Source organism: Alkalihalobacillus alcalophilus ATCC 27647 = CGMCC 1.3604 (assembly GCF_000292245.2).
Classification (GTDB): Bacteria; Bacillota; Bacilli; order Bacillales; family Bacillaceae_D; genus Alkalihalobacillus; species Alkalihalobacillus alcalophilus.
In genome coordinates, this window is record NZ_ALPT02000032.1 from 23,276 (window position 1) to 44,000 (window position 20,725).

Below are 20,725 nucleotides of genomic sequence, written 5' to 3' on the forward strand. Positions count from 1 at the left end.
TTTTAAAAGAGGTGATAATATTGGGGTTAAGTCCAGAACAAGAGAGGCGAAAAGTTCCTCCTACATATCGCGAAGACCAAAAAAGAACTGAACAAAATGAACGCTTTGAAAAAATCGTTGATAAGTTAGATGAAATAACGACTAAAGGTCTTTTAAAAGACATGGCCTATCATTTTTCTGATAAAAAAGAAGTGATCAAGGTTAATTTTATTGCCGGTCTTTCACGTGGAGTTGGCTTAACATTAGGAACTGCAATATTTATCGGGATTTTCATTTTCCTTCTTATTCAAATGAGTTCATTACCGGTTATCGGTCAATGGGTAGCCGAGTTTTTGGAGATGGTAGAAAATTACAGAACACAAATTTAATGTGTCTAAATAAAATTAGAGGTGATCAAAATGGAATGGTTAGGTATTGGAGTACTCATTTTAGCAATTGCCATCGCAGTCGGCATCGGTTTCTTAATTCCTGTTTTAAACAAGCTCACAAAAACACTTGATAACACGGCTCAAGTAATCGGCCAAGCCGAAAAAAGCTTAGAAGATATTACAGGAGAAGTAAAACTTGTTCTTTATAACACAAATGAAACGTTATTAGATGTCAATCAAAAAGTGAAAAAGTTAGATCCTATTTTTGATACTATTGAAGATGCCGGGAATGCGACCCATCATTTAACCGCAACATTAGCTCAATTCACAGATAAAAAAAATGAAAAATGTCAAAGATGGCATTGACGTCACCAAGCAAAAAAATGTCAAAGGACTCGTCCGTGCCGCAGCATTCTTTTATTATTTACGTAAAAAGAAGAAATGAAAACAGACTAGCAAAGTTCAAAAAAAGAGCTTTGCTAGTCTGTTTTTTGGAATGAGTTTCAACTTCAGTGAAGAACTCTTTGCCCCTATGACAAACCCAAGTTCTGCTTTAACTGCCACATATCTTTTGGCATCTCTGCTTTAATAAGGAGCTGTTCGTTTGTAAATGGATGCACGAGCTCAAGTTTATAACAATGGAGGGCTTGCCTTGGTATGAAATTTAAATGCCCGCCATATAAATCATCTCCACATAAAGGATAACCGCGTGAAGAAAAATGAACTCTAATTTGATGAGTTCGTCCGGTTTCTAGCTCAATCCGAACATAAGAATACTGCTCACTTTGTGCGATCACTTCATAATGTGTTCTCGCCCTTTGCCCGGCTGGATGCACCATTCTTTCGATAATGCTATCTAGTTTCCTCGCAATTGGGGCATCAATAACCCCTTGTCTTGGTGTTACACACCCTTCGACAATCGCTTCATAATAGCGTTTTAACCTTTTATCCTGCTGTAGTTTCGATAATTTATCATGGGCAAGTCGATGTTTGGCCACGACTAATAAACCTGAAGTGTCCTTATCAAGACGATTCACCGCATGAAACGTTGCCGCAATTCCCTTTTGCTCATAATAACCGAGCACTGCATTTGCTAAAGTACCCGTTGGATGTTCTTTAGATGGAATCGTCAACATTTGAATATCTTTATTAATAATTAATAAATGCTCATCTTCATAGCAAATATCCAGATTTTTATTTTCAGGCGACAAATTGGCACTCGGTGTTTCACTCGGTAAGATAATCCTTACTTTATCCCCCTCATATAAAATCGCCCTCACCGTTTTCTCCTGCTCATTCACAACAATTCTTCCATCTTGATGCTTAATTTTTGCCAGGGTTCGACGTGAGATTTGTTGCCTTTCTAATAAAAAATCTCTTAATAACCTGCCTTCATCTTCTTTTGTTACAGTCCATGCTAATTGAACTTGCTCTTTATTCACCGATAAAGGACTCCTTCACCCTTTTCCAAAATGGGAATGGACGAAAACGAGCAAATCGAATTTTTTCATCCGCGACCCGACATTGAATCGAAACAATGTCTTCAAAAATAGGGTTATAATGATCAATCGAAACTTGAACATGGACTTTATTTAAAGGTTTTAATAAACAAGTATGATGCTGAGGTAAAACAAGGGGCGAACCAACCGTACGATAGACACGATTATTAATGGAAGCCATCTCTGCAATTTGAATGGATGCGAGTGATGGATGTAAAATCGCTCCACCTAATGCTTTATTATAAGCTGTACTTCCAGAAGGAGTCGAAATACATAAGCCATCTCCTCGAAAAATTTCAAATGCCTCGCCTTTAATTTCAACACTGCTAACAAGCGAACCTTCTATACTTTTAACAGTACATTCATTTAAGGCTAAATGGCGTGTCTCTTTATGACCTTTGGACACGATAATCACTTCAAGCAATGGATATTCGACAACATGATAAGGTGTTTTCGCAATATGAATGACAAGCTTTTCCACTTCTTCTGGCATCCAATCGGCATAAAAGCCTAAATGACCCGTATGTATCCCAACGAATGCTGTATCTTCAAGACGATGGCTATAATCATGGAAAGCTTGTAAGAGCGTGCCATCCCCACCAACTGTAATAACTAAATCAGGCTCATCTTCATTTAAATATAATCCAAAGTCAAGAAGATACGTTTCAATTCGTTGCTTAAGTGTATTTGAAACGTCATCTCCCCGAGAAGTGACTGCAAATTTCATCGTTTTACCTCCATCCAAAAAGCTACAGCTTCCGCCCTTGTTCTTGTTTTGTCGTAATTATTTTTTGGGCTTCCCTAACCTCTTCACGTATAATCGACATTTCTTCGTCCAAAAGAAAGGCCGCTTCAGCTGAACGCTGCAATTTCATTTTGACATCTGCTGGAATTTCTCCACTATATTTATAGTTTAATGAATGTTCAATTGTTGCCCAAAAATTCATCGCCATCGTTCTTATTTGTAATTCAACCAGAATCTTTTTCTCCCCTTCAATTGTTTGAACAGGATAATTGAGGATCATATGATAAGAACGATAACCACTAGATTTTTTCTCGCTAACATAATCAATTTCTTCGATAATTTCAAAGTCTTTTCTCGAACGAATTAACTCCACAACGGTTTCAATATCCTCAACAAACTGAGTCACAATTCTTAATCCTGCCAAATCTTGCAACTCTGCTTCAAGACGATCCAGTGGAATATTTTTTCGACTCGCTTTATCAATAATACTAGAAATCGGCTTCACACGCCCGGTCACAAATTCAATCGGTGTATGTTTGGAAGACTTTTGATATTGTTCACGTATTCCTCTTAATTTCACTTTTAATTCATCAACAGCTTGTTTATAAGGAGTTAAAAGGATTTCCCATTTTCTCATTTAACCACCGTCCGTTAACATTCTCACTTATAACATAAATTCACTCGTTACGACTTTTTCTAATTCTTCCCCGTAATTGCCATTGCCTGCGATGTTCTCTAATAAAAAGCTCAACTCATGATGAAGTGCCTTTAACTCAACCGTTACTTGATCAGTTAATTTCACATCAACTCGTTGTTCTTGCCTATGTATGTCGGCTAAATCCTTCCAAAGTTCCTGTGGGATTGTCACATAATAAAATTGTGTCGAATCTTCTAAAATGTATATAAAAGCAAGTTGGTCAGAATCAACAAGCATTCGTTCCCCATCCTTTAATTCAAGAGCCAATTGTTCGTCTATGACCTCTTCCAAAATTAAAGTCATTGTTTCATCATTTTTTTCAAATTTTTTTGCGATTAACTTTTTCATTAAAAACAACACGACCTCTCAATACAATAATCACTTTGATCTTATTTTAACACATTTTCTAGATTCGATATATGAAACCATCTTGTTTCCATACGTTGTCGGCATTGAGCTTACGATCGGGATATGACATAATAAATGAAGAGATAAAAGAACCATTCGGAAGGGAATGAAAAGTGGAATGGCAAAAGAAGTTGAAATTGAAGTGAAATCAATGCTTAGTAAAGAAGGGTATCAAACACTGATTAAACAATTTAACCTTAGTGAAAATGAAGCTTTTGAACAGGAGAACCATTATTTTGATACAAAAGACTTTCAGCTAAGGGAGAAAAGATCTGCTTTAAGGGTACGAGAAAAAAATCGTTCATATACATTAACACTGAAACAACCCCATACAGTTGGCTTATTAGAAACACATCAACCACTAACAGAGCAGCAATTCCAAACCTTTCGAAAACAAGCAAAGCTCCCTACAGGAGATGTAGTCAACCAATTAGAAGAGCTTGACATAAAAATCGAGGAGCTTCATTACTTAGGCGCTCTTCAAACGAAAAGATTGGAAATCGCTTATAACAAAGGGTCTTTATGCCTAGATCAAAGCCATTATTTAGATCTAACCGATTATGAAATCGAATTTGAAGGACAAACACTTGAACATGCAAATGAGACTCTAAACACGGTTCTGCAATCAGTCCAACTCCATTCAATACCAGCAAAAAATAAAGTACAACGCTTTTTTGAACGAAAACAACTACTAAAAAAATAAATGCAACAGTTAAAAAGTCGGATTCACTTCAATAGAAATCATTGATACTATTTTACTAATAACTATCTCAACTTTCGCATCGAGAAAATCCGTGTTGATGCTCTGTAGGTTGGCTAGATGATCGAGCTGGTTTCGATTTGAATCATGTCTTTTCATGACTGCAGACTTAGGAAAAAGATGGGTGACAACTCCCTACTTAGTTCCATAACCAACAAAGTGAAGAAGAAGGTCCTTCTGCGTTAGAAATAGCTGATTGAGAATGGCCATATCATCAAGCATCTCCCCGACACTTAGCGGACAAAACCATACGGAGACTCCCGCGGGAATAAACCGTGGAGCGAGACCCCGCAAGGCTTGCCGAGGAGGCTCGCCAGGTTCCCGCAGGACGCGGAGTATGGTTTTGGGAGCGACAGCCGAAGTGCTTATTTTAGTGAACAGAACAGTTTCCTTCAACAGCCTACGAAGAGATGTGTTCAGACTGTTAACGATTGAACCGTTCATGTAAAGTCAATTGGAGTATGGTATCGCCCTAAAGTCAATCTCTATCAACGGTTAAGAGTCAATTATACTCTTCGAAAGTTGAATAACTAAAAAAATAGGAGGGAATTTAAAAAGTGAATGTCTCTTTTTTTACTCCTTTTAACATATTGCCAACTAACTCGGCAACAAATCAAAGCCCGTCTCAGTCCTCCCCTTTTTCATCTGAGACAAATCGCTTATTTCATGCTTACTTAAATCAAGAACTTCAAGGAAGCCCTTTTTCAGGAGCTCCTTTTGGACATGATCAAATATCACGTCTTTTGAGTATGGAACAATTGGATAGGCAGCCTTCCCTTTTCCAGACGATTAATGGAATGAGTCAACCTGTTTCCAAAGCAACTGTTCCGTTCCCTTCTCAAGTCGAAACTCAATCAAATATGTATACAAATGCAAAAGAAGCCGTATATCTGCCATATATAGAGGAAGCAGCTCAAAAGTATAATCTTGATCCAAAACTGCTCTATTCTGTTATTAAACATGAATCTAATTTTAATCCACATGCGATAAGCCCAGCAGGTGCAGCTGGTTTAATGCAACTTATGCCAGCAACAGCAAGAGGTTTACAAGTAACAAATGTATTTGACCCTGAGCAAAACATTCATGGTGGTGCAAAATATTTGCGTCAAATGCTTAACAAATACGACAACAATATTGAATTAGCCCTTGCCGCTTATAATGCCGGACCAGGAAATGTCGATAAATACGGTGGAATCCCACCATTTAAAGAAACACAAAACTATGTCCCAAAAGTGATGAATACATATTTAGCCTAACATTACACATCCCATTAGCCCTTTTGAGGCTTGATGGGATTTTTTAGTATCAATTGTGATCCATTATCCCCATTTAATCGTTTCCATTTAGTTTTCCCTCTTTAGTTAACAGATGTCTCTTCAAAGACCTTTTAAAAAACTTACCTCAAACACCTACTTCATAATTTAACGAACAAATACCCACTTCTTTGTTTGCTATGTTTTCCAACTCTTCTTGTTTTGAGTCAGATTATTTGCCCGATCGAGCTTCCCTTGCTACAATGTGTGTTAGAACAAGAACATTTTTGAGGACAGTTTGATAACAATAAGATAAAATAACAAATTGATAGGATTTTTGAACTGTTCTAAAACATATACTGGACTAGGAGGAATGAGAATGCCTGAAAAAGGTCAAACTCCATATGAAGCACTCGGAGGTGAAGCCGTATTGACGAAATTAATTGATACGTTCTACGGCTATGTTTCTGAGCACCCTGATATTGCTCCTTTGTTTCCAGAAGACTTTACGGAAACGAAACGCAAACAAATACAATTTTTAACACAATTTCTCGGAGGACCGACTTTATACTCCGATGAACATGGTCATCCAATGCTAAGAGCTCGTCACATGCCATTTGTCATTAAAGACACTCAAGCAAAAGCTTGGTTAGAATGTATGGAAGAAGCAATGGAACAAACAAATATTACCGGACCAATTCGAGAATATATGTTAGAACGTCTACGGATGACCTCTTATCATATGGTTAACAGCCAGGATTAAACGATATGAGAAAGGAGAATGACCATTGAATCCTAGAAAGAAAACCGACATTTGTAACAACATAACAGGCGTTTGTGGTCTAGATCCAAAAGAATCCAATCAACCTAAAGCTGGAAAACCAATCGAAATTTATGCTTTTATTGACCCATTTAGTGCAGAATGTTGGTCATTTGAACCGCTCATGAAGAAGCTTCTCATTGAATACGGAGACTATTTTCGAATTAGAGTTTTATTAGCTGGTCGTTTAAAAGCATGGAATATATGCCCAGATAAACGAAATAGTAACGAAAAAAAGTTGGATTTAGCCAATACTTGGGACCGGATTGCTACCCAAACAGGAATGTCTTGTGATGGTGATTACTGGCTAGAAAATAATCGAATTTCTCCTTATGTAGCCGCATTAGCTATTAAAGCGGCCGAGCTTCAAGGTCCTCAGTTAGGAGCTCGCTTTTTAAGAAAGCTCAGAGAAAAATTATTTCTAGAAAAACAAGATATTTCCGATCTAAATATTTTAAAAGCATGTAGTGATGAAATCGGTATGGACGTTGATGAGTTTTTACAAGATCTTCATTCACCTGCAGCAAAACAAGCTCTTGATTGTGATATTAAAACAACAAGTGAAATGGAAGTAGAATGTGTTCCTAGCTTCGTTTTTTTCAATGATGATATTGAACAAGACGGGATTAAAGTACAAGGTGTTTATAAGTACGAGGTTTATTTACAATTGATTTCCGAAATGCTTGGTTATGTTCCAAAAAAGAGGGAAAAAATATCGATTGAACAGTTTTTAAAGAAATTTCAGTTTGTTGCTTCCATTGAAATTGCTGTTGTGTTTGACTTAACAATTGAAGAAGTAGAAAAAGAATTAAAGCCACTTATCCTCCAACAAAAGATCGAACAAGTCCCTGTTAAATACGGTACTTTTTGGAAATATTTAGCTTAAGATTAGACGTATTAATGAGCCAACTGAGTTCCTTGTTAACAAACGAACTTAGTTGGTTTTTTCGCATTCACTAAGCTCCTAAAAAATAAAAAAAAGAGCAAACTCAGTCTGTTCGCTCTTTATTCTCTATGGGGGAGAGAATGTGATGTGCTTCACATACATAGAATACCATCCCCTCTTTTCCCTGACAATACCTCTAATGAAACGTTCAGTGTTTTGACACAAAACAAACATTTCATTAGGCTAAATTCGAATTGTTTAGCGTTGAATAAAAAAACAGACCACCGGAAAATACCCGAAATTGATAAGAAGCTGTCCTAAAAACGCTGGGCCGTGCATAGGAATTAGAAATAGAACACTTTCGTTTGTAGGGGTGGTTTTGTTGAATTGGTTAAAGAATTTACTAGGAACCTGTTTTATTATAGGGAGTTTTTATTTAATCATTCTTTCTTTTATTAATATTTTTCCAAAATGGATTGCCATGCCACTTTTATTTTTTTCGATTTTATTTACACTCACACCAAGCTCCCCGTTCAAAAAGAAATTTAGAGGATTTTAACATACAGCACAGCATTACGTATTCAAAAAAAGCGAGACATTAAAAAAAGTGACCAGAGCAATACTTTCTGGTCACTTTTCCTTTTATCTAGCTTTTAAGTCGTCCTACTTCATTTGTTTAGCCAAAATACACTAAAAACGATTACTCAACTTTATCAAGCAACTTTTCCATCTCCGTTAATGTTTCTTCAAAAACAGCTAGTGCTTGTTCGATCGGCTCAGATGAAGTCATATCGACTCCTGCTTGTTTTAAAACCTCGATAGGGTAATCAGAGCTTCCCGCTTTTAAGAAGCCTAAATAACGCTCAACAGCTGGTTCTCCTTCATCTAAAATCTGCTTCGATAAAGCCGCTGCTGCACTGTAACCTGTCGCATATTGATATACATAAAAATTGTAATAGAAATGTGGAATTCTTGACCACTCTAATCCAATCTCTTCATCAATAACGAGATCCTCTCCAAAATATTTTTTATTGAGATCATAATATGATGTTGTTAATAATTCAGGAGTAAGGGCTTCTCCTGCTGCTGATTTTTTATGAATTAACTGTTCAAATTCAGCAAACATCGTTTGACGGAAAACGGTCCCTCTAAACCCTTCTAAGAAATGGTTTAATAAGTAGAGCTTTTTCTTTTCATCATCTGTATTTTTTACTAAATAGTCATTCAATAAAGCTTCGTTAAGAGTCGAGGCAACTTCTGCGACAAAAATGGTATAGTTTCCATAGACATATGGTTGATGCGCTCTAGTATAGTAGCTGTGTAAGCTATGTCCGAATTCATGTGCCAATGTAAAAAGGTTTGAGACATTATCTTGCCAGTTCATCAAAATGTAAGGCATCGTTCCATAGGCCCCAGAAGAATAAGCCCCACTTCTCTTTCCAACATTTTCTTCTACATCGACCCAGCGCTTTTCAAAACCTTCTTTAAGTGTCTGAACATAGTCCTCACCAAGTGGTGCAACTCCTTTTAAAACAAGCTCCTTAGCCTCTTCATAAGGGATGTCCATTTTTACGTCTTTTACTAACGGTGTATAAAGATCGTACATATGAAGCTCATCGACACCAAGGACCTTTTTCCGGAGTTTAATATAACGGTGAAGCAAGTGTAAGTTCTTATTGACTGTTTCAACTAACTGATCATAGACCACTTCTGGGATATGGTTATTACTTAAAGCTGCTTGGCGAGCAGATTCATATTTGCGAACCTTTGCATAAAAAAGATTACGCTTCACTTGCCCACTAAGAGTTGAAGCAAATGTATTTTGATAGGAGCCATATGTTTGATAGACAGCTTTGAAGGCGTCTTCACGTACTTGACGATTGCTGCTCTCTAAAAAACGGATGTAGCGACCGTGTGTAATTTCAACTTCTTCCCCATCTTCATCTGTGATGGACGGAAACTTTAAGTCTGCATTGTTTAACATTCCAAAAGTATTACTAGCTGTCCCCATCACTTCACTCGCTTGAGCAAGAATCGCCTCTTCCGCTTCTGAAAGAACATGATCACGTTGTTCGTTTAATTCATTGAACATTTGGCGATATAATTGAAGCCCACTATGCTCATTAAGAAAAGCTTCTACTTTCTCTTTTTCAATCGATAATACTTCAGGGACGATATACGACACAGCTTGTCCAAATTGAGAAGCTAAGCTTTTAGCCCGGTCATTTAACCCTTGATAAAAAGAGTTGGTTGTATCTTGATCATAACGCATATGGGCATATGTATATAGTTTGCCTAACCGCTCTGAAAGCTCATGCTCATTTTTTAATGCTTCAAATAATATGTCAGCAGACTCAGAAAGTTTTCCTTGGTATTGATTTAAAGTAGGAACAAGTTCAGATACTGCTTTAAATTCTTCTTCCCATTTTTCGTCTGTTTCAAAAATCGCTGCTAAATCCCACGTTTTTTCTTCAGGAATTTCATGACGTTTCGCTAATTGTTTTGCCATTAAAACGCACCTCCGTAGTTTTGTACCTATTATTCACCAAAATAAGAAAATTAGTAGACTTCCCCTTTTTACATTCGCTTTCCTAACTGTAAATCCTTTTTTAGAATAGAATTTTCTTAGGTTTTATCCGTTCGTAATTCATAAAATTTTCAGTCAATTCATCATCTAACAATAGTGCCTCTTGAAGAGTTGCGAAGCTTAATGATTTATGAAGTCTAAGGAAGATTTTATCAGAACTTTCTATTTGACTCAACAAATCAAGCTCACATAACCAAAGTAAATAGTGATAGAAAGCGTCTTCTGTTAATTTTAAATTATCAAAGCGCATGGATATATGGGAAGAATGAAGAAACGTTAAAAACCATTGAAAAAGCATCCGAAAATCGAGTGGTTTCATAAAAGGTTGGTATTCCAAACATTCGAGTATAAAAGAGGTTTGCCAAATAAGAGGAGAAGCTTCAATCTGATAAAAATATTTTGTTGGCCAACCAGCTGCAACTGGAAAATAAGAATGAGGAAGATGGTGACGATATAATAGCATTTGAAATTTTTTTAAAGTTTTAGTAGGGTATGGTGCTGGAGGGTTCATCCGCCATTGTTTGCGAATAGAACACCATTTTTGATAAGAGGAAGTCTGAAGATTGGTTTCTTTTAATAAAGTGTAAAAGGTACAATCACTAAGCGAATGCTCCACTAGCTTAGCTTGACATAATGTCTTTGAGTATGGAAGAATTTCATTCAAGAAAGCCCATTTATTAGCTTGTGGACAATAATACAGCAATTTGAGGTTCTTCTCTACCCCATCTTGTTGCATCATCTCCCAAGTAAACGCTTGGACAGTAAAAGAAGAGCTCTTTTTTCTTTTTAAACGATTGCCACCCATAATCCAAATCGGAATAACCCCAATTTGTTGATAGCCTTCATTTCTTTTTCGTATTTGCTCGATAGAAATTGGCGAGCATTGAAATTCAATCGCATACAGTTGCTGGGATGTTCTAACAAGAAGATCAGGACGTTGACGTATAATGGGTAAATAAACTTCTAAAGCTACATCTAACCTTTGAGATTTTAGCCATTGAAACAGCTGCTTTTTCCCTTTTAAGTGGTATTCCGTTTCCGGTTCAAGGTCGAGTTTACACACATGGTTGGCTTTATGGGCAAAATGCCAAACCCGTTTCTCTCCTAGTTTTAATAGTACCTCTTTTTGACAAGCTGGACAGAGAAAAGTCGTCTTTTTCCTTAATACATGTAACTCCTCCTTCTTCCAAGCATCTGCCATCGATATTTGAATTCCTGTTTTTATTTTAGCATTTAGCAGAATTGTCCACCTCCAATATAAAATGAATATTCAAATAATTAAAGATTTAAAGCTAACCCCTTTTTCCAATGAGGTTAGGGGCTAGCTATTAAATCCCTTATTTAGATAAAAAAGTCTCCCTTAATTGCTTAAGAGCTTGCTTAGTCATAATTTCTTTTCCGTATTCTTTTACACGGTAAATAGAAATATCTGATTCATAACCAAATTCAAGCATTTGACTTAACATATCATCCTGCTCGTCTTCCGAAAAGCGTTCATAATGAAAAATAGTATGCAAATAGTAAGTACCTTCAAAGAAATAGAGATCATTTTCAACTTCTTCATTGTTAAAGCTTTGACTTAACGAAATAACATCCTCAATGTCAGAAAAACCAATCATTAATTCAATAAATTCTGGTTCATCCATTTCAAGAACTTGTTTTCCATCATCGATTAAGTCATCGTCATCGAGTTCTTCTTGCGTCACAGGAATTTCTAATTTAACATGACCATCTGAAACTTGACCACGAGTTACAACGATTTCTAAACCTTTATCTAAGGCGTGAACTTGAATCCATAATGGGCCATCTAAAACAAATTCATCACGCTCATTAACTTCATTCATCATTTCAAAGAAGAGCTCTTCTCCACGTTCGCGATTATACCAAATTTCATCCCGATCAAAACCTCGGTCTTCCATATCGTTATAAGTAATAAAAAATTTAATCGTTGAATCATTTACGCGTTCAATATCCATGTTCGCTCCCCCTCCTATCATTAAGGTGAACCAAAATTATCACGCTCTTTTTACTTATTAGGAATCTTTATTTAGATAAAAGGTTGTAAAAAGATACGAGCGAAAATAATTTAATTCCATACTACATTACGGTACCTTACCCTTTTTATCCATTTTATAATCCTAATAAAATCATAACCTTTTTTGGACGATACCAAAAGGATTGCTTCCTTCTATTTTATGATAAAACGAGAACAAAAGAAAAGCAAATTACAGAAAAAGGTGACTCGAAAAAAAGATATTATTAGTATTGTTATCATATTCTAATCGATCTTTCAATATATGTTTATAATAGACAAGCTAAAAATGACCCTCAAGCTAAAAAGAAACGACAATTCTTTTAAAAAAGGATGAACAAAACATGGACATGGAATTTATCATATCGTTATTAACGATTATCGGCATCGATATTATTTTAGGCGGTGATAATGCCATTGTTGTCGCCTTAGCCTGCCGGAACTTACCACATGAACTAAGAAACCGAGCGATGATTATCGGCATCTCGTTAGCCATTTTTATGCGAATGGGCCTAACGGTCATTGCCGTACAGCTTTTATCAATTCCATTTTTATTAGCAATTGGTGGTGGTCTCCTTGCTTATATCGCTTATCAATTACTTACAAATAATGATCATGAGGCCTCAATTAATGGTGGTTCAACGACACTATTTGCCGCTATTAAAGCCATCTTAATCGCAGACTTTATTATGGGATTTGATAATGTCATTGCTGTTGCCGGAGCTGCTCATGGCAATCAATTATTAGTTATTCTCGGACTCATTATTTCAGTTCCCATTATTTTATGGGGCAGTAAATTAATTTTATTAGCCTTTGATAAATTTCCACAAGTCATATATATTGGTGCAGCCATACTCGCCTACACCTCATCTAAAATGATTACACATGAACCAATGCTTTCACCACTATTTGTCAATTGGCCATCATTTAAAGTAGCCTTTCAAATCATTTTAATTATCGGGATTTTACTCATAGGTTGGTATACAAAAAATAGAACGGTTTATACAGTGTAAAACAAATTTATCATTCACTTCTACATTGCTGGATGTTCGTTCTATTGTCAAAAAATAAGACCTTCCAATCAGAACAATTGGAAGGTCTAAACTGTAGACATACACTCTCTAACTATAAATCGCCTTGTTCATGTTTAACTTGCGTCTTTCCATGACTAGTATGATAAGTGTTAAAAGTCTACGGATGTATAATCATTAGTTAACAAGCTTTTGAGCTTCTTGTAAGTGAAATGTGCGTACTTTCCTTGGTAAAAAACGACGAATTTCGGCTTCATTATAACCGACTTGTAAACGTTTTTCATCAAAAATAATCGGTCTTCTTAATAGCCCAGGGTTTTCACTAATAATCTTAAATAACGTTTGTAATGGTAACGATTCAACTTCCACATCTAAGTCTTGAAATACTTTTGAGCGGGTTGAAATAATTTCATCTGTTCCATCTTCCGTCATTCTTACTACTTGTTTGACCTCTTCAACTGTTAAAGGTGATGAGAATATATTTCTTTCTTCAAAAGGAATATCATTTTCTTCTAACCAAGCTTTTGCTTTCCGACAAGAAGTACAACTAGGGGATGTTAATAAAGTAACCATATGGCGGACCTCTCCTTCCAAAATTTGAGATCTATATTGTGAAGCTTACTTATATTATTTGGGTTAAATATAAATAAACAGTTAATATATGTATAGGTCTCATATCACAACTTGTCTATTCAACCTACCACTTATTTACCCAAAGTTTTTTCTCTCTAAACCTATTATACTAAAAAAAAGCTTTTCTATACATATATGTTTAGAAAGTTTTTTTCTTTATGTGAGGATTTACTTATTTTAGCCACAAGTTTTTCATAATTAAGCCTATTTATTATCACTTCTTATTCATATACGTCATAGCTTGCAAAAGGTTTCAAAAAGATCATGAATTTTTCTTTTATCTTATAAATGAGCTTCTTAAGAATGGATCCGTGGAATACACGTTAAAATATGGTTACATTAGTTAATATACTGCACGGGGTGAACCGGGATCCTCCTCACTAATCTCATTCAAAAATAATCAAGAGGCTGGGACAAAAAACTCCTCTGATATGAAAAAACCGGTAACATTTTACTCATTGTAAAATGTCACCGGCTTTCATTATATGTATTGAAACGGAAGTGGATAGCGTTCTTCTCACCGCTCCCGAAAATCATGCTCCGCGTCCTGTGGGGTGGCGCCGAACTAGCTAGCCTCGCTAGCGGATTTCGGCTCTGCCACTACTTCCCACGGGAGTCTCCGCATGTTTTCGTCCACTAGTGCACAAGATAATCTTCTTTATCATAATTGGGGGGACATAGCATGAAGTGACTAAATTCAAAACAGAGAAATAAAGAACCGAAAAACAGCTAAAATAGGTTCTTTGGACTCGCCTACTACTTTCTATAGCTAGTTTTGTCCCGGCCTCTTTTCTATTTAAGGACTTTGAACTGCATCTCTTTACGCAATGATTTTATTTGAAGATTGGGTGATTGGGCCTTGATTACTTGCCTTTTCTTTCCAACCTTTTAAATTCTTTTTCCACAATTCTTGTAGGACGCGATTTTTTTGCTTTCTTTTTTTATCCTTTTCCTTCTTCTTCATAAATAATCACCTCCCAGTTAGGAGTTATTTACGGTTGAACAGTGTTTTCCTCTTCAGAGCGATTTTCTAATTTTTTATTATAAGTCAAGACTTCATCAGCACTTTCATAAGCTGTTCCGTACAACTCTTCGTCTTTATACGTATGAATGTTTTCATACGTATGCTTCATTTGCTCATAAATTGTTTCTTCAGACTCACCGTTTGGAGCCCAATAGAGGATTTCTAATTCATTTACTTCATTTGTAGCCAAAGACCTTCTTTTATAACCAATTGACTTGGCGTGGGTAAAACCTTCACGATTATAAAAGCGTTGTCGCTTTTTTGTATCTGTATCCTCATAATCAATCGGTTCCACTTCAAGGATAATTGGTTTTTGTTTAGCTTTTAATTTATTTAATAACTTTTTCCCAAGCCCTTGACCACGAGCAGCTTTTGACACAAATAAATAATCAACAAAGACAAAATCATCTGTTTCTACATACATCATAACATGATTTGGTCCATCATCCTTATAATAAATTTCAGATTTTTCTTTCAATAATACATCTAAGTGCTCTTTTGATTTCATTTCCTCAATCGGAAAATATTTTTTTAACTTCTCATACCAATCCATTATTTTATTTGCCTCCATCTATATACTTCATATTATTTATATTCCTCATGTTTGGTGAGAATAAACCTCTTTTTTATTGGAATATGAAAACAAATTAACAGGCGAATAACTGCACCAATGTAGTATTACGTCAAAAAAGGAGCTGCCTCTAGTTCAACAACAAACGCCAAGGCAGCTTTTTCGCTCATTTTATGGTTTATAATTAACGCCTTCCGTGTAACGGTTTCTTGCATTCCATAGTAAAAATTCATTAATTCCCGCTTCATTTAGTGCCCGAATTTGAGCTTCCACTTCTTCTTTGCCATATTGGATATAATTCCCGGAACCAAGCCAGGTCGCTGTGAAGTCTTGAATCCAAGGTCTAGAAATAGGCGGATCATCTAATGCACCTAACACTTCGTTTTCCACTTCAGCATATGCTTTTGTTAACTCATAAGGCTGTGTATCTGGTTTATCAATCCCAAAATACGGTGTCCAATGACTTGGATAAATCATGGATGAAATGACATCGACATTTTCTGAGATTTTTGAGAAGTTTTGACCAATACCAGGTGCTTCACTGATCGTTGCTGCATATCCAAAAATATCAACAGATACATCAACATCATATGAAGATAATTGTTCCCGTGCATAAGCTACAAAATCCGTCACAGCCGTAACCCGTTTTTGAATGTTATCGCTATCTCCACCACTATATTTACCTACCTCATATTGTAAATCTTCATCACGTCGTTCAAAACCTTCTGGAAAACGAACATAGTCAAATTGAATTTCTTTAAACCCTAATTTTGCTGCCTTTTTTGCAAGCTCTACATTATACTCCCACACTTCTTCTAAAAAAGGATTAACAAATGCTTCTCCTCGGCCATTTTTCCATACTTCACCATTATCCTTAAAAGACCATTCCGGCTTTTTTTCAGCTAAAACCGTATCTTTAAAAACAACAATTCTGGCAATTGGATAAATCTCTTCTTCCTCAAGTTTCTCCATAAATCCCTCAATGTCGTTTATATAGCTTTGGGAAATATCATAATACTTCGATTCAGGTTCAGGTCGAAATGTTAAATAACCATGATCATCTTTAATATCAACGACCATCGAGTTTAAATCGGTATTATTTATAAGTTCTACTAACGAATTAAAACGTGCCCCTCCAGCTGAATGACCGGTTACATAAATCCCTCGAACTCCATCTTCAGGGTATTCAAAGCTGTAATCGGATTGGTGCGAAAACCGCGCTAATGACTGTGGTACCGTAAATAATTGCTTTTCAACGAGCATCAACGGATGATTTTCGCCTCTTGTTTCTGTTTCTCCTTTTTCTGTTTGCTCATCTGCCAACATAATTGAAGGTACTACCAATACACATAGTAGTGCAAACAGAAGACCAAATAACTTTTTCCCCATGATTATCACTGCCTTTTTAGAAATTTAATGCTTCTTTTTATCTTGCACTTAATCCTCATCTTTAGCATCCCAATCTTCTGGTAATTCCTCTTCCTGACCTGCGATGATTTGTCTTCTTTTTAAATCTAATTGCTCTTTATGCCACTTAAACTGTTCTTTATTTAATAAATAATGTGAACCATCAAATACAGCGGTAATTTGCCCATTTTGAATTCTTTTAAAAAGATACTGTTCACTCACTCCTAAAAAATTGGCAAGTTCTGAAATCGTTATGTACATATATCCGCTCCCCTAATTAAAGTATAACCGCTCTAATTCTCTGTGCCAATGAAGTTTGTCCTTTTTTTCCAAAGCCTCTTTTTATATAAATACTTACTATCAAAGAGAAAAACCTAAATCATTAAACAACGATTTAGGTTTTTCTTAAAGGTTAAAGTGGTAATACAAAGAAGAAGATAAGGAAAAAATGCATAATGCTACCAACTAAAACGAACAGATGCCAAATCGCATGATGAAATTTAAAGCCTCTCCACATATAAAAAATCGTCCCAATTGTATAAGAGAGTCCTCCTCCAACTAATAAATATAGTCCCATTGCTGGCAAACCTTCGATAATTGGATTAATCGCAACAATGACTAGCCATCCCATTGCAATATAGAACAATGTCGAAACAAACAGGTAACGTTTCACAAAATAAACTTTAAAAACGATACCCGTAATCGCTAAACCCCAAACAATTCCAAAAATCGTCCAACCAAGACTGCCTTGTACGACAATAAACATCAATGGTGTATAAGTACCCGCGATAAATAAGTAAATAGAGGCATGATCTAATATTTCAAAAACATCCTTACCCTTTCCTTTAGGTAAGCTGTGCAACAGTGTTGAAGATATATAAAGCAATAACATCGTAACTCCGTAGATCGTAAAGCTGACGATATGCCAAGCTGTTCCATATAAACTTGAAAAAACGATTAATAACACAAGTGCTGCTACACTTAAGATAGCACCAATTCCATGCGTGATTGCATTAGCTATTTCCTCTGACTTAGAGAAGGTATGGGTTGTCGCCATTTTATTCACTCCTTCATTAGCTTCGGTTCTAGTATAACAGAAATAATACTTTTCATTAAAAAAGAAAATACACAAAAAAGGTATTTATCCGTTGCATCAGTAACTGAACACCTATATAATAGATAAAATATATTTTTTTCATGTCAGGAAATGATACGATGAGCTTCCTGATTATTTAGAGAAAATGCCGGAAAAGGAGTAGAGCTATGAGATATGTTACGTTAATGGACTTATATAACCATAGAATTACGCAAAAATATGTTAATCGTTCAGGGATGGCACATGCAATCTCATGTGCTTACCACGCTTTTCATCTTGCCAAACAATCCAACGTTAATCCTGATTTAGCTACAAAAGCAGCTTTTCTACACGACATCGGCCATTACACATGGTATAGGGATGGAAAATGGGATTACGAACTATATCGAACAAATGATATTCATGCAATAAAAGGAGCCGAACGAGCTCACAAACTTCTGATTCGATTAGGAGAACACCCTGTTGCCGCTAAAGAAATCGCCTTAGCGGTTTTATTGCACACCGACTCTTATTTACCAACAGGCTCATTAGAGTTGACTCCTTTGCAGCGTATCGTCGCTTTAGCTGATGAACAAGATGAAGAACCAAAAGGCGGTCACCACTATCGGGTCATTTCCGATAAAAGAGCGCGCCGAATGCTGACACAATTAGACAACCTCGTAAATGAAGCATTAGATCCCCTTCCATTACAAAAAGATTCGTAACTAAGCCCAAAATAGATGTTTAACAGACTTTAAGCTAGAGCTGTGTAATGACTGCTCTAGCTTAAAATTTATACTGAATTCGGCAATATTTTTTAAGACCCACTAAATGAAATCACCACCACATAAGAAGTGTAGCTATTCACCCACAACTAATATCCGCTTTCCTTTCCGTTGTCACTCATTTCGCAACGGAATCAAGTCCTCAATAATTTCTGGGGTTAACATTCCATCAATCCGTTGCACGATAAGGCCATTCTGATCGATCACAAGGGTCGTTGGAATTCCGATAATTTGATAATCTTGCATGATTTTCCCATCGGAATCCAATACCGGGTCAAAGCTCGCTTGATAGTTATCCAAAAATGGTTTTACGTCTAACAAGCTTCGTTCTTGGCTCGTCAAATTTATGGCTACAAATTCGGAACCATTCTCTTTTAACTTCCTTTCCAAATCAACAATTAATGGCATCTCTTCCTGACATGGATGACACCAAGAAGCAAAGAAATTAACGACAACAAGTTTCCCTTGCAATTGTTGTAAATGAAAGCCATCGCCCCTTAACGTTTTCCCTTCAATCGGCAATGCTTGATTCCCAATTCTCACTCCATCTTTCACTTCTTCTGCCAATGCCTCGTCCACATGTTGAAAAAATCGTTTCAAATTGATAATAGAACGCTCCTACAACTAAGACAGAACCAAGTAAAAGGAATCGTTTTATCAATAGTAATTTCATTTTGTAACCTCCTAACTACAGCAGTTTCTGATGAATAAAAGTCGCTAATACATTAAGTCTCCTTTATAATAAAAGTTAGATTAATTTATGAAAGGATTTATAAAATGACTAAAATACAAATCTTACAAATTATCGCTCTCATTCCATTACTTTTGTATATTTTTATCGCTTATTCAAGCGATCAAGTAAACCAAGTTATTTTTACCATTTTAGCACTCATTAACCTTGCTCTTTGGATTTGGCGACAGGTAGAACGTCGTAACTCTCGTAAGAATGCTGACTCTCAAGAGGATATTGAATAAGTAAATGAAGAATATGTGTCGTAATCTCCTTTGCCGCTTCTGGCTTACGGTACTTTCTCGCTCGGGTTAAAAGCTCGTTTCTTGTTTCTTGATTGGCAATCACCGAATAAATATCTTTGATGAGCTCACTCGAATCTTTGGCGAATAAAGCGGCCCCCCACTTTTCTAAAATAAGTGCGTTCTCTTCTTCATGACCGACAATCGGTTCATAGAGAACAATCGGTGTTTCACACGCCAATGCTTCACTAACTGTCAAACCGCCTGCTTTTGTAACAATTAAATCACATGACTGAATATATTCTAAAAAAAGGGAAGTAAATGGTCGAATGAGAATTCGATGTTTGCTTTTTTTTGTTTGCAGTTTCTTCATCATGGTTTGGTTATGTCCGACCATACATAATACCGTCACTTCAAGAGGCAACTCCTCTAGATTATCAATAATGGTTAAAAAATCCATTAAACCATCACTACCACTTGCTAACATAATCGCTGGTTGTTCACAATTAATTTCAAACTGTTCTCTCAATGTTTTTTGATCATAAGAGGATGGAGAACAAGGAAAAGGAATTCCCGTTTGAAAAACACGTTGATTATTTAAACCTAATTGCCTTAATACCAAGTCAGCCGTTTCATCAATTGTAAAATAACCATCCACCTGCTCAGAAATATACGCAGGATGAAAACGAAAATCTGTAATAACACTAAATAGCGGGAACCTTTTTCTTCCTTCCTCCTTTGCAATACTTAACAACCACGTCGCAAGGGGGTGAGTGGAAATGACAAAAGGCACCTCTCTTTTTGAAATAAATTGTTCAAGCTGAGAAGCGAGCCACTTCATTGCTTTTCTTTCAAAAAAATTAAAGCGATTTAACCGTGAATAAAAACGCCCCCACATTTGAGGCTTTTTCTTTAACATCCACAAGTAAGAGCTACGTATCCCAAAGTGAAGCATTGGGTGGATCCATTTAAAAATATCAATAATCTCTGGTTTATATGAACTACTTCTCATTAACTCTTTTTGCAGAGATAGAGCAGCTTGCTGATGACCTTGTCCAATTGAAGCTGAAAAAATAAGTGGCTGACTATCCATTTGCTCCCTACTCTCTCAAAAATCTTCTTTCTTATTAATATACAAATTTAATTTGTTTTTATTCTTAAAATCTGGAGAA

Annotated in this window: 24 protein-coding genes; 8 read left to right on the forward strand and 16 right to left on the reverse strand. The window is 36.1% G+C overall.

Annotated elements, in window-relative coordinates; all coding sequences use genetic code 11:
• Nucleotides 1–11: 11 nt before the first annotated feature.
• Both BALCAV_RS10225 and BALCAV_RS10230 read left to right on the forward strand, forming a co-directional pair.
• On the forward strand, nt 12–368 hold the full coding sequence (locus tag BALCAV_RS10225; protein WP_407920839.1) for a DUF5665 domain-containing protein: 357 nt from the start codon (nt 12–14) through the stop codon (nt 366–368).
• Between the two features lie 30 nt (nt 369–398).
• On the forward strand, nt 399–734 hold the full coding sequence (locus tag BALCAV_RS10230) for a DUF948 domain-containing protein (protein WP_235213101.1): 336 nt from the start codon (nt 399–401) through the stop codon (nt 732–734).
• A 164-nt stretch (nt 735–898) separates the two neighbouring features.
• Here BALCAV_RS10230 and BALCAV_RS10235 read toward each other — a convergent pair whose 3' ends face one another.
• The 4 genes from BALCAV_RS10235 to BALCAV_RS10250 are packed head-to-tail and all read right to left on the reverse strand — an operon-like array spanning nt 899 to nt 3,657.
• Nucleotides 899–1,810 carry an RluA family pseudouridine synthase gene (locus tag BALCAV_RS10235; protein ID WP_003322119.1) on the reverse strand — a complete coding sequence of 304 codons (912 nt, stop codon included), beginning with the start codon at nt 1,808–1,810 and terminating at the stop codon, nt 899–901.
• Nucleotides 1,803–2,594: an NAD kinase gene (locus BALCAV_RS10240; protein WP_003322118.1), complete on the reverse strand. Its 792-nt coding sequence runs from the start codon at nt 2,592–2,594 to the stop codon at nt 1,803–1,805. Before BALCAV_RS10240 ends, BALCAV_RS10235 begins: the two co-directional genes overlap by 8 nt.
• A 22-nt stretch (nt 2,595–2,616) precedes the next feature.
• Nucleotides 2,617–3,249, reverse strand: a complete 633-nt coding sequence (locus BALCAV_RS10245) for a GTP pyrophosphokinase (RefSeq protein WP_003322117.1) — start codon at nt 3,247–3,249, stop codon at nt 2,617–2,619.
• A gap of 27 nt (nt 3,250–3,276) precedes the next feature.
• A complete protein-coding gene (locus BALCAV_RS10250; protein ID WP_003322116.1) occupies nt 3,277–3,657 on the reverse strand; it encodes a UPF0738 family protein in 381 nt (126 codons plus the stop codon).
• A 166-nt stretch (nt 3,658–3,823) separates the two neighbouring features.
• Here BALCAV_RS10250 and BALCAV_RS10255 point away from each other — a divergent pair, with 166 nt between their 5' ends.
• The 4 genes from BALCAV_RS10255 to BALCAV_RS10275 all read left to right on the forward strand — a co-directional run bounded on the left by BALCAV_RS10255 (nt 3,824) and on the right by BALCAV_RS10275 (nt 7,436).
• Nucleotides 3,824–4,420: a CYTH domain-containing protein gene (locus BALCAV_RS10255; protein ID WP_003322114.1), complete on the forward strand. Its 597-nt coding sequence runs from the start codon at nt 3,824–3,826 to the stop codon at nt 4,418–4,420.
• Between the two features lie 614 nt (nt 4,421–5,034).
• The gene (locus tag BALCAV_RS21170; protein ID WP_003321105.1) at nt 5,035–5,733 is read left to right on the forward strand and encodes a lytic transglycosylase domain-containing protein; all 699 of its coding nucleotides are present in this window, start codon (nt 5,035–5,037) and stop codon (nt 5,731–5,733) included.
• A gap of 376 nt (nt 5,734–6,109) precedes the next feature.
• On the forward strand, nt 6,110–6,493 hold the full coding sequence (locus BALCAV_RS10270) for a globin domain-containing protein (RefSeq protein WP_003321104.1): 384 nt from the start codon (nt 6,110–6,112) through the stop codon (nt 6,491–6,493).
• 25 nt (nt 6,494–6,518) lie between these two features.
• Nucleotides 6,519–7,436, forward strand: a complete 918-nt coding sequence (locus BALCAV_RS10275; RefSeq protein ID WP_003321103.1) for a ClpXP adapter SpxH family protein — start codon at nt 6,519–6,521, stop codon at nt 7,434–7,436.
• 700 nt (nt 7,437–8,136) lie between these two features.
• On the opposite strand, the gene pepF is transcribed toward BALCAV_RS10275, so the two are convergent.
• The 3 genes from pepF to mecA all read right to left on the reverse strand — a co-directional run bounded on the left by pepF (nt 8,137) and on the right by mecA (nt 11,999).
• Nucleotides 8,137–9,945: an oligoendopeptidase F gene (gene pepF / locus BALCAV_RS10280; protein ID WP_003321101.1), complete on the reverse strand. Its 1,809-nt coding sequence runs from the start codon at nt 9,943–9,945 to the stop codon at nt 8,137–8,139.
• A gap of 100 nt (nt 9,946–10,045) precedes the next feature.
• Entirely contained in the window at nt 10,046–11,224 is a 1,179-nt protein-coding gene (locus BALCAV_RS10285; protein ID WP_003321100.1) for a competence protein CoiA, read from the reverse strand.
• 136 nt (nt 11,225–11,360) lie between these two features.
• Nucleotides 11,361–11,999: an adaptor protein MecA gene (gene mecA / locus BALCAV_RS10290; RefSeq protein WP_003321099.1), complete on the reverse strand. Its 639-nt coding sequence runs from the start codon at nt 11,997–11,999 to the stop codon at nt 11,361–11,363.
• Nucleotides 12,000–12,399: 400 nt separating this feature from the next.
• On the opposite strand from mecA, the gene BALCAV_RS10295 reads away from it, so the two are divergent.
• Entirely contained in the window at nt 12,400–13,068 is a 669-nt protein-coding gene (locus tag BALCAV_RS10295) for a TerC family protein (RefSeq protein ID WP_003321098.1), read from the forward strand.
• A 195-nt stretch (nt 13,069–13,263) separates the two neighbouring features.
• Here BALCAV_RS10295 and spxA read toward each other — a convergent pair whose 3' ends face one another.
• The 6 genes from spxA to trhA form a co-directional block, all read right to left on the reverse strand.
• Nucleotides 13,264–13,659, reverse strand: a complete 396-nt coding sequence (spxA, locus tag BALCAV_RS10300; RefSeq protein WP_003321097.1) for a transcriptional regulator SpxA — start codon at nt 13,657–13,659, stop codon at nt 13,264–13,266.
• An 880-nt stretch (nt 13,660–14,539) separates the two neighbouring features.
• A complete protein-coding gene (locus BALCAV_RS22300) occupies nt 14,540–14,683 on the reverse strand; it encodes a hypothetical protein (protein WP_160173405.1) in 144 nt (47 codons plus the stop codon).
• A 28-nt stretch (nt 14,684–14,711) separates the two neighbouring features.
• Entirely contained in the window at nt 14,712–15,296 is a 585-nt protein-coding gene (locus BALCAV_RS10305; RefSeq protein WP_003321892.1) for a GNAT family N-acetyltransferase, read from the reverse strand.
• Nucleotides 15,297–15,485: 189 nt separating this feature from the next.
• Nucleotides 15,486–16,703, reverse strand: a complete 1,218-nt coding sequence (locus BALCAV_RS10310; RefSeq protein ID WP_003321891.1) for a putative glycoside hydrolase — start codon at nt 16,701–16,703, stop codon at nt 15,486–15,488.
• Between the two features lie 48 nt (nt 16,704–16,751).
• Nucleotides 16,752–16,982, reverse strand: coding sequence for an excisionase family DNA-binding protein (locus BALCAV_RS10315; RefSeq protein ID WP_003321890.1), 231 nt, complete (start codon nt 16,980–16,982; stop codon nt 16,752–16,754).
• A gap of 151 nt (nt 16,983–17,133) precedes the next feature.
• A complete protein-coding gene (gene trhA, locus BALCAV_RS10320; RefSeq protein ID WP_003321889.1) occupies nt 17,134–17,778 on the reverse strand; it encodes a PAQR family membrane homeostasis protein TrhA in 645 nt (214 codons plus the stop codon).
• A gap of 206 nt (nt 17,779–17,984) precedes the next feature.
• On the opposite strand from trhA, the gene BALCAV_RS10325 reads away from it, so the two are divergent.
• Nucleotides 17,985–18,521, forward strand: coding sequence for an HD domain-containing protein (locus BALCAV_RS10325; protein ID WP_003321888.1), 537 nt, complete (start codon nt 17,985–17,987; stop codon nt 18,519–18,521).
• 174 nt (nt 18,522–18,695) lie between these two features.
• On the opposite strand, the gene BALCAV_RS10330 is transcribed toward BALCAV_RS10325, so the two are convergent.
• The 3 genes from BALCAV_RS10330 to BALCAV_RS10335 all read right to left on the reverse strand — a co-directional run bounded on the left by BALCAV_RS10330 (nt 18,696) and on the right by BALCAV_RS10335 (nt 20,646).
• Entirely contained in the window at nt 18,696–19,148 is a 453-nt protein-coding gene (locus BALCAV_RS10330) for a TlpA disulfide reductase family protein (RefSeq protein WP_235213102.1), read from the reverse strand.
• Nucleotides 19,093–19,254 carry a hypothetical protein gene (locus BALCAV_RS22780; protein ID WP_235213103.1) on the reverse strand — a complete coding sequence of 54 codons (162 nt, stop codon included), beginning with the start codon at nt 19,252–19,254 and terminating at the stop codon, nt 19,093–19,095. The genes BALCAV_RS10330 and BALCAV_RS22780 overlap by 56 nt, the downstream gene beginning before the upstream one ends.
• 219 nt (nt 19,255–19,473) lie before the next feature.
• Nucleotides 19,474–20,646 carry an MGDG synthase family glycosyltransferase gene (locus BALCAV_RS10335; RefSeq protein ID WP_003321884.1) on the reverse strand — a complete coding sequence of 391 codons (1,173 nt, stop codon included), beginning with the start codon at nt 20,644–20,646 and terminating at the stop codon, nt 19,474–19,476.
• Nucleotides 20,647–20,725: the final 79 nt, after the last annotated feature.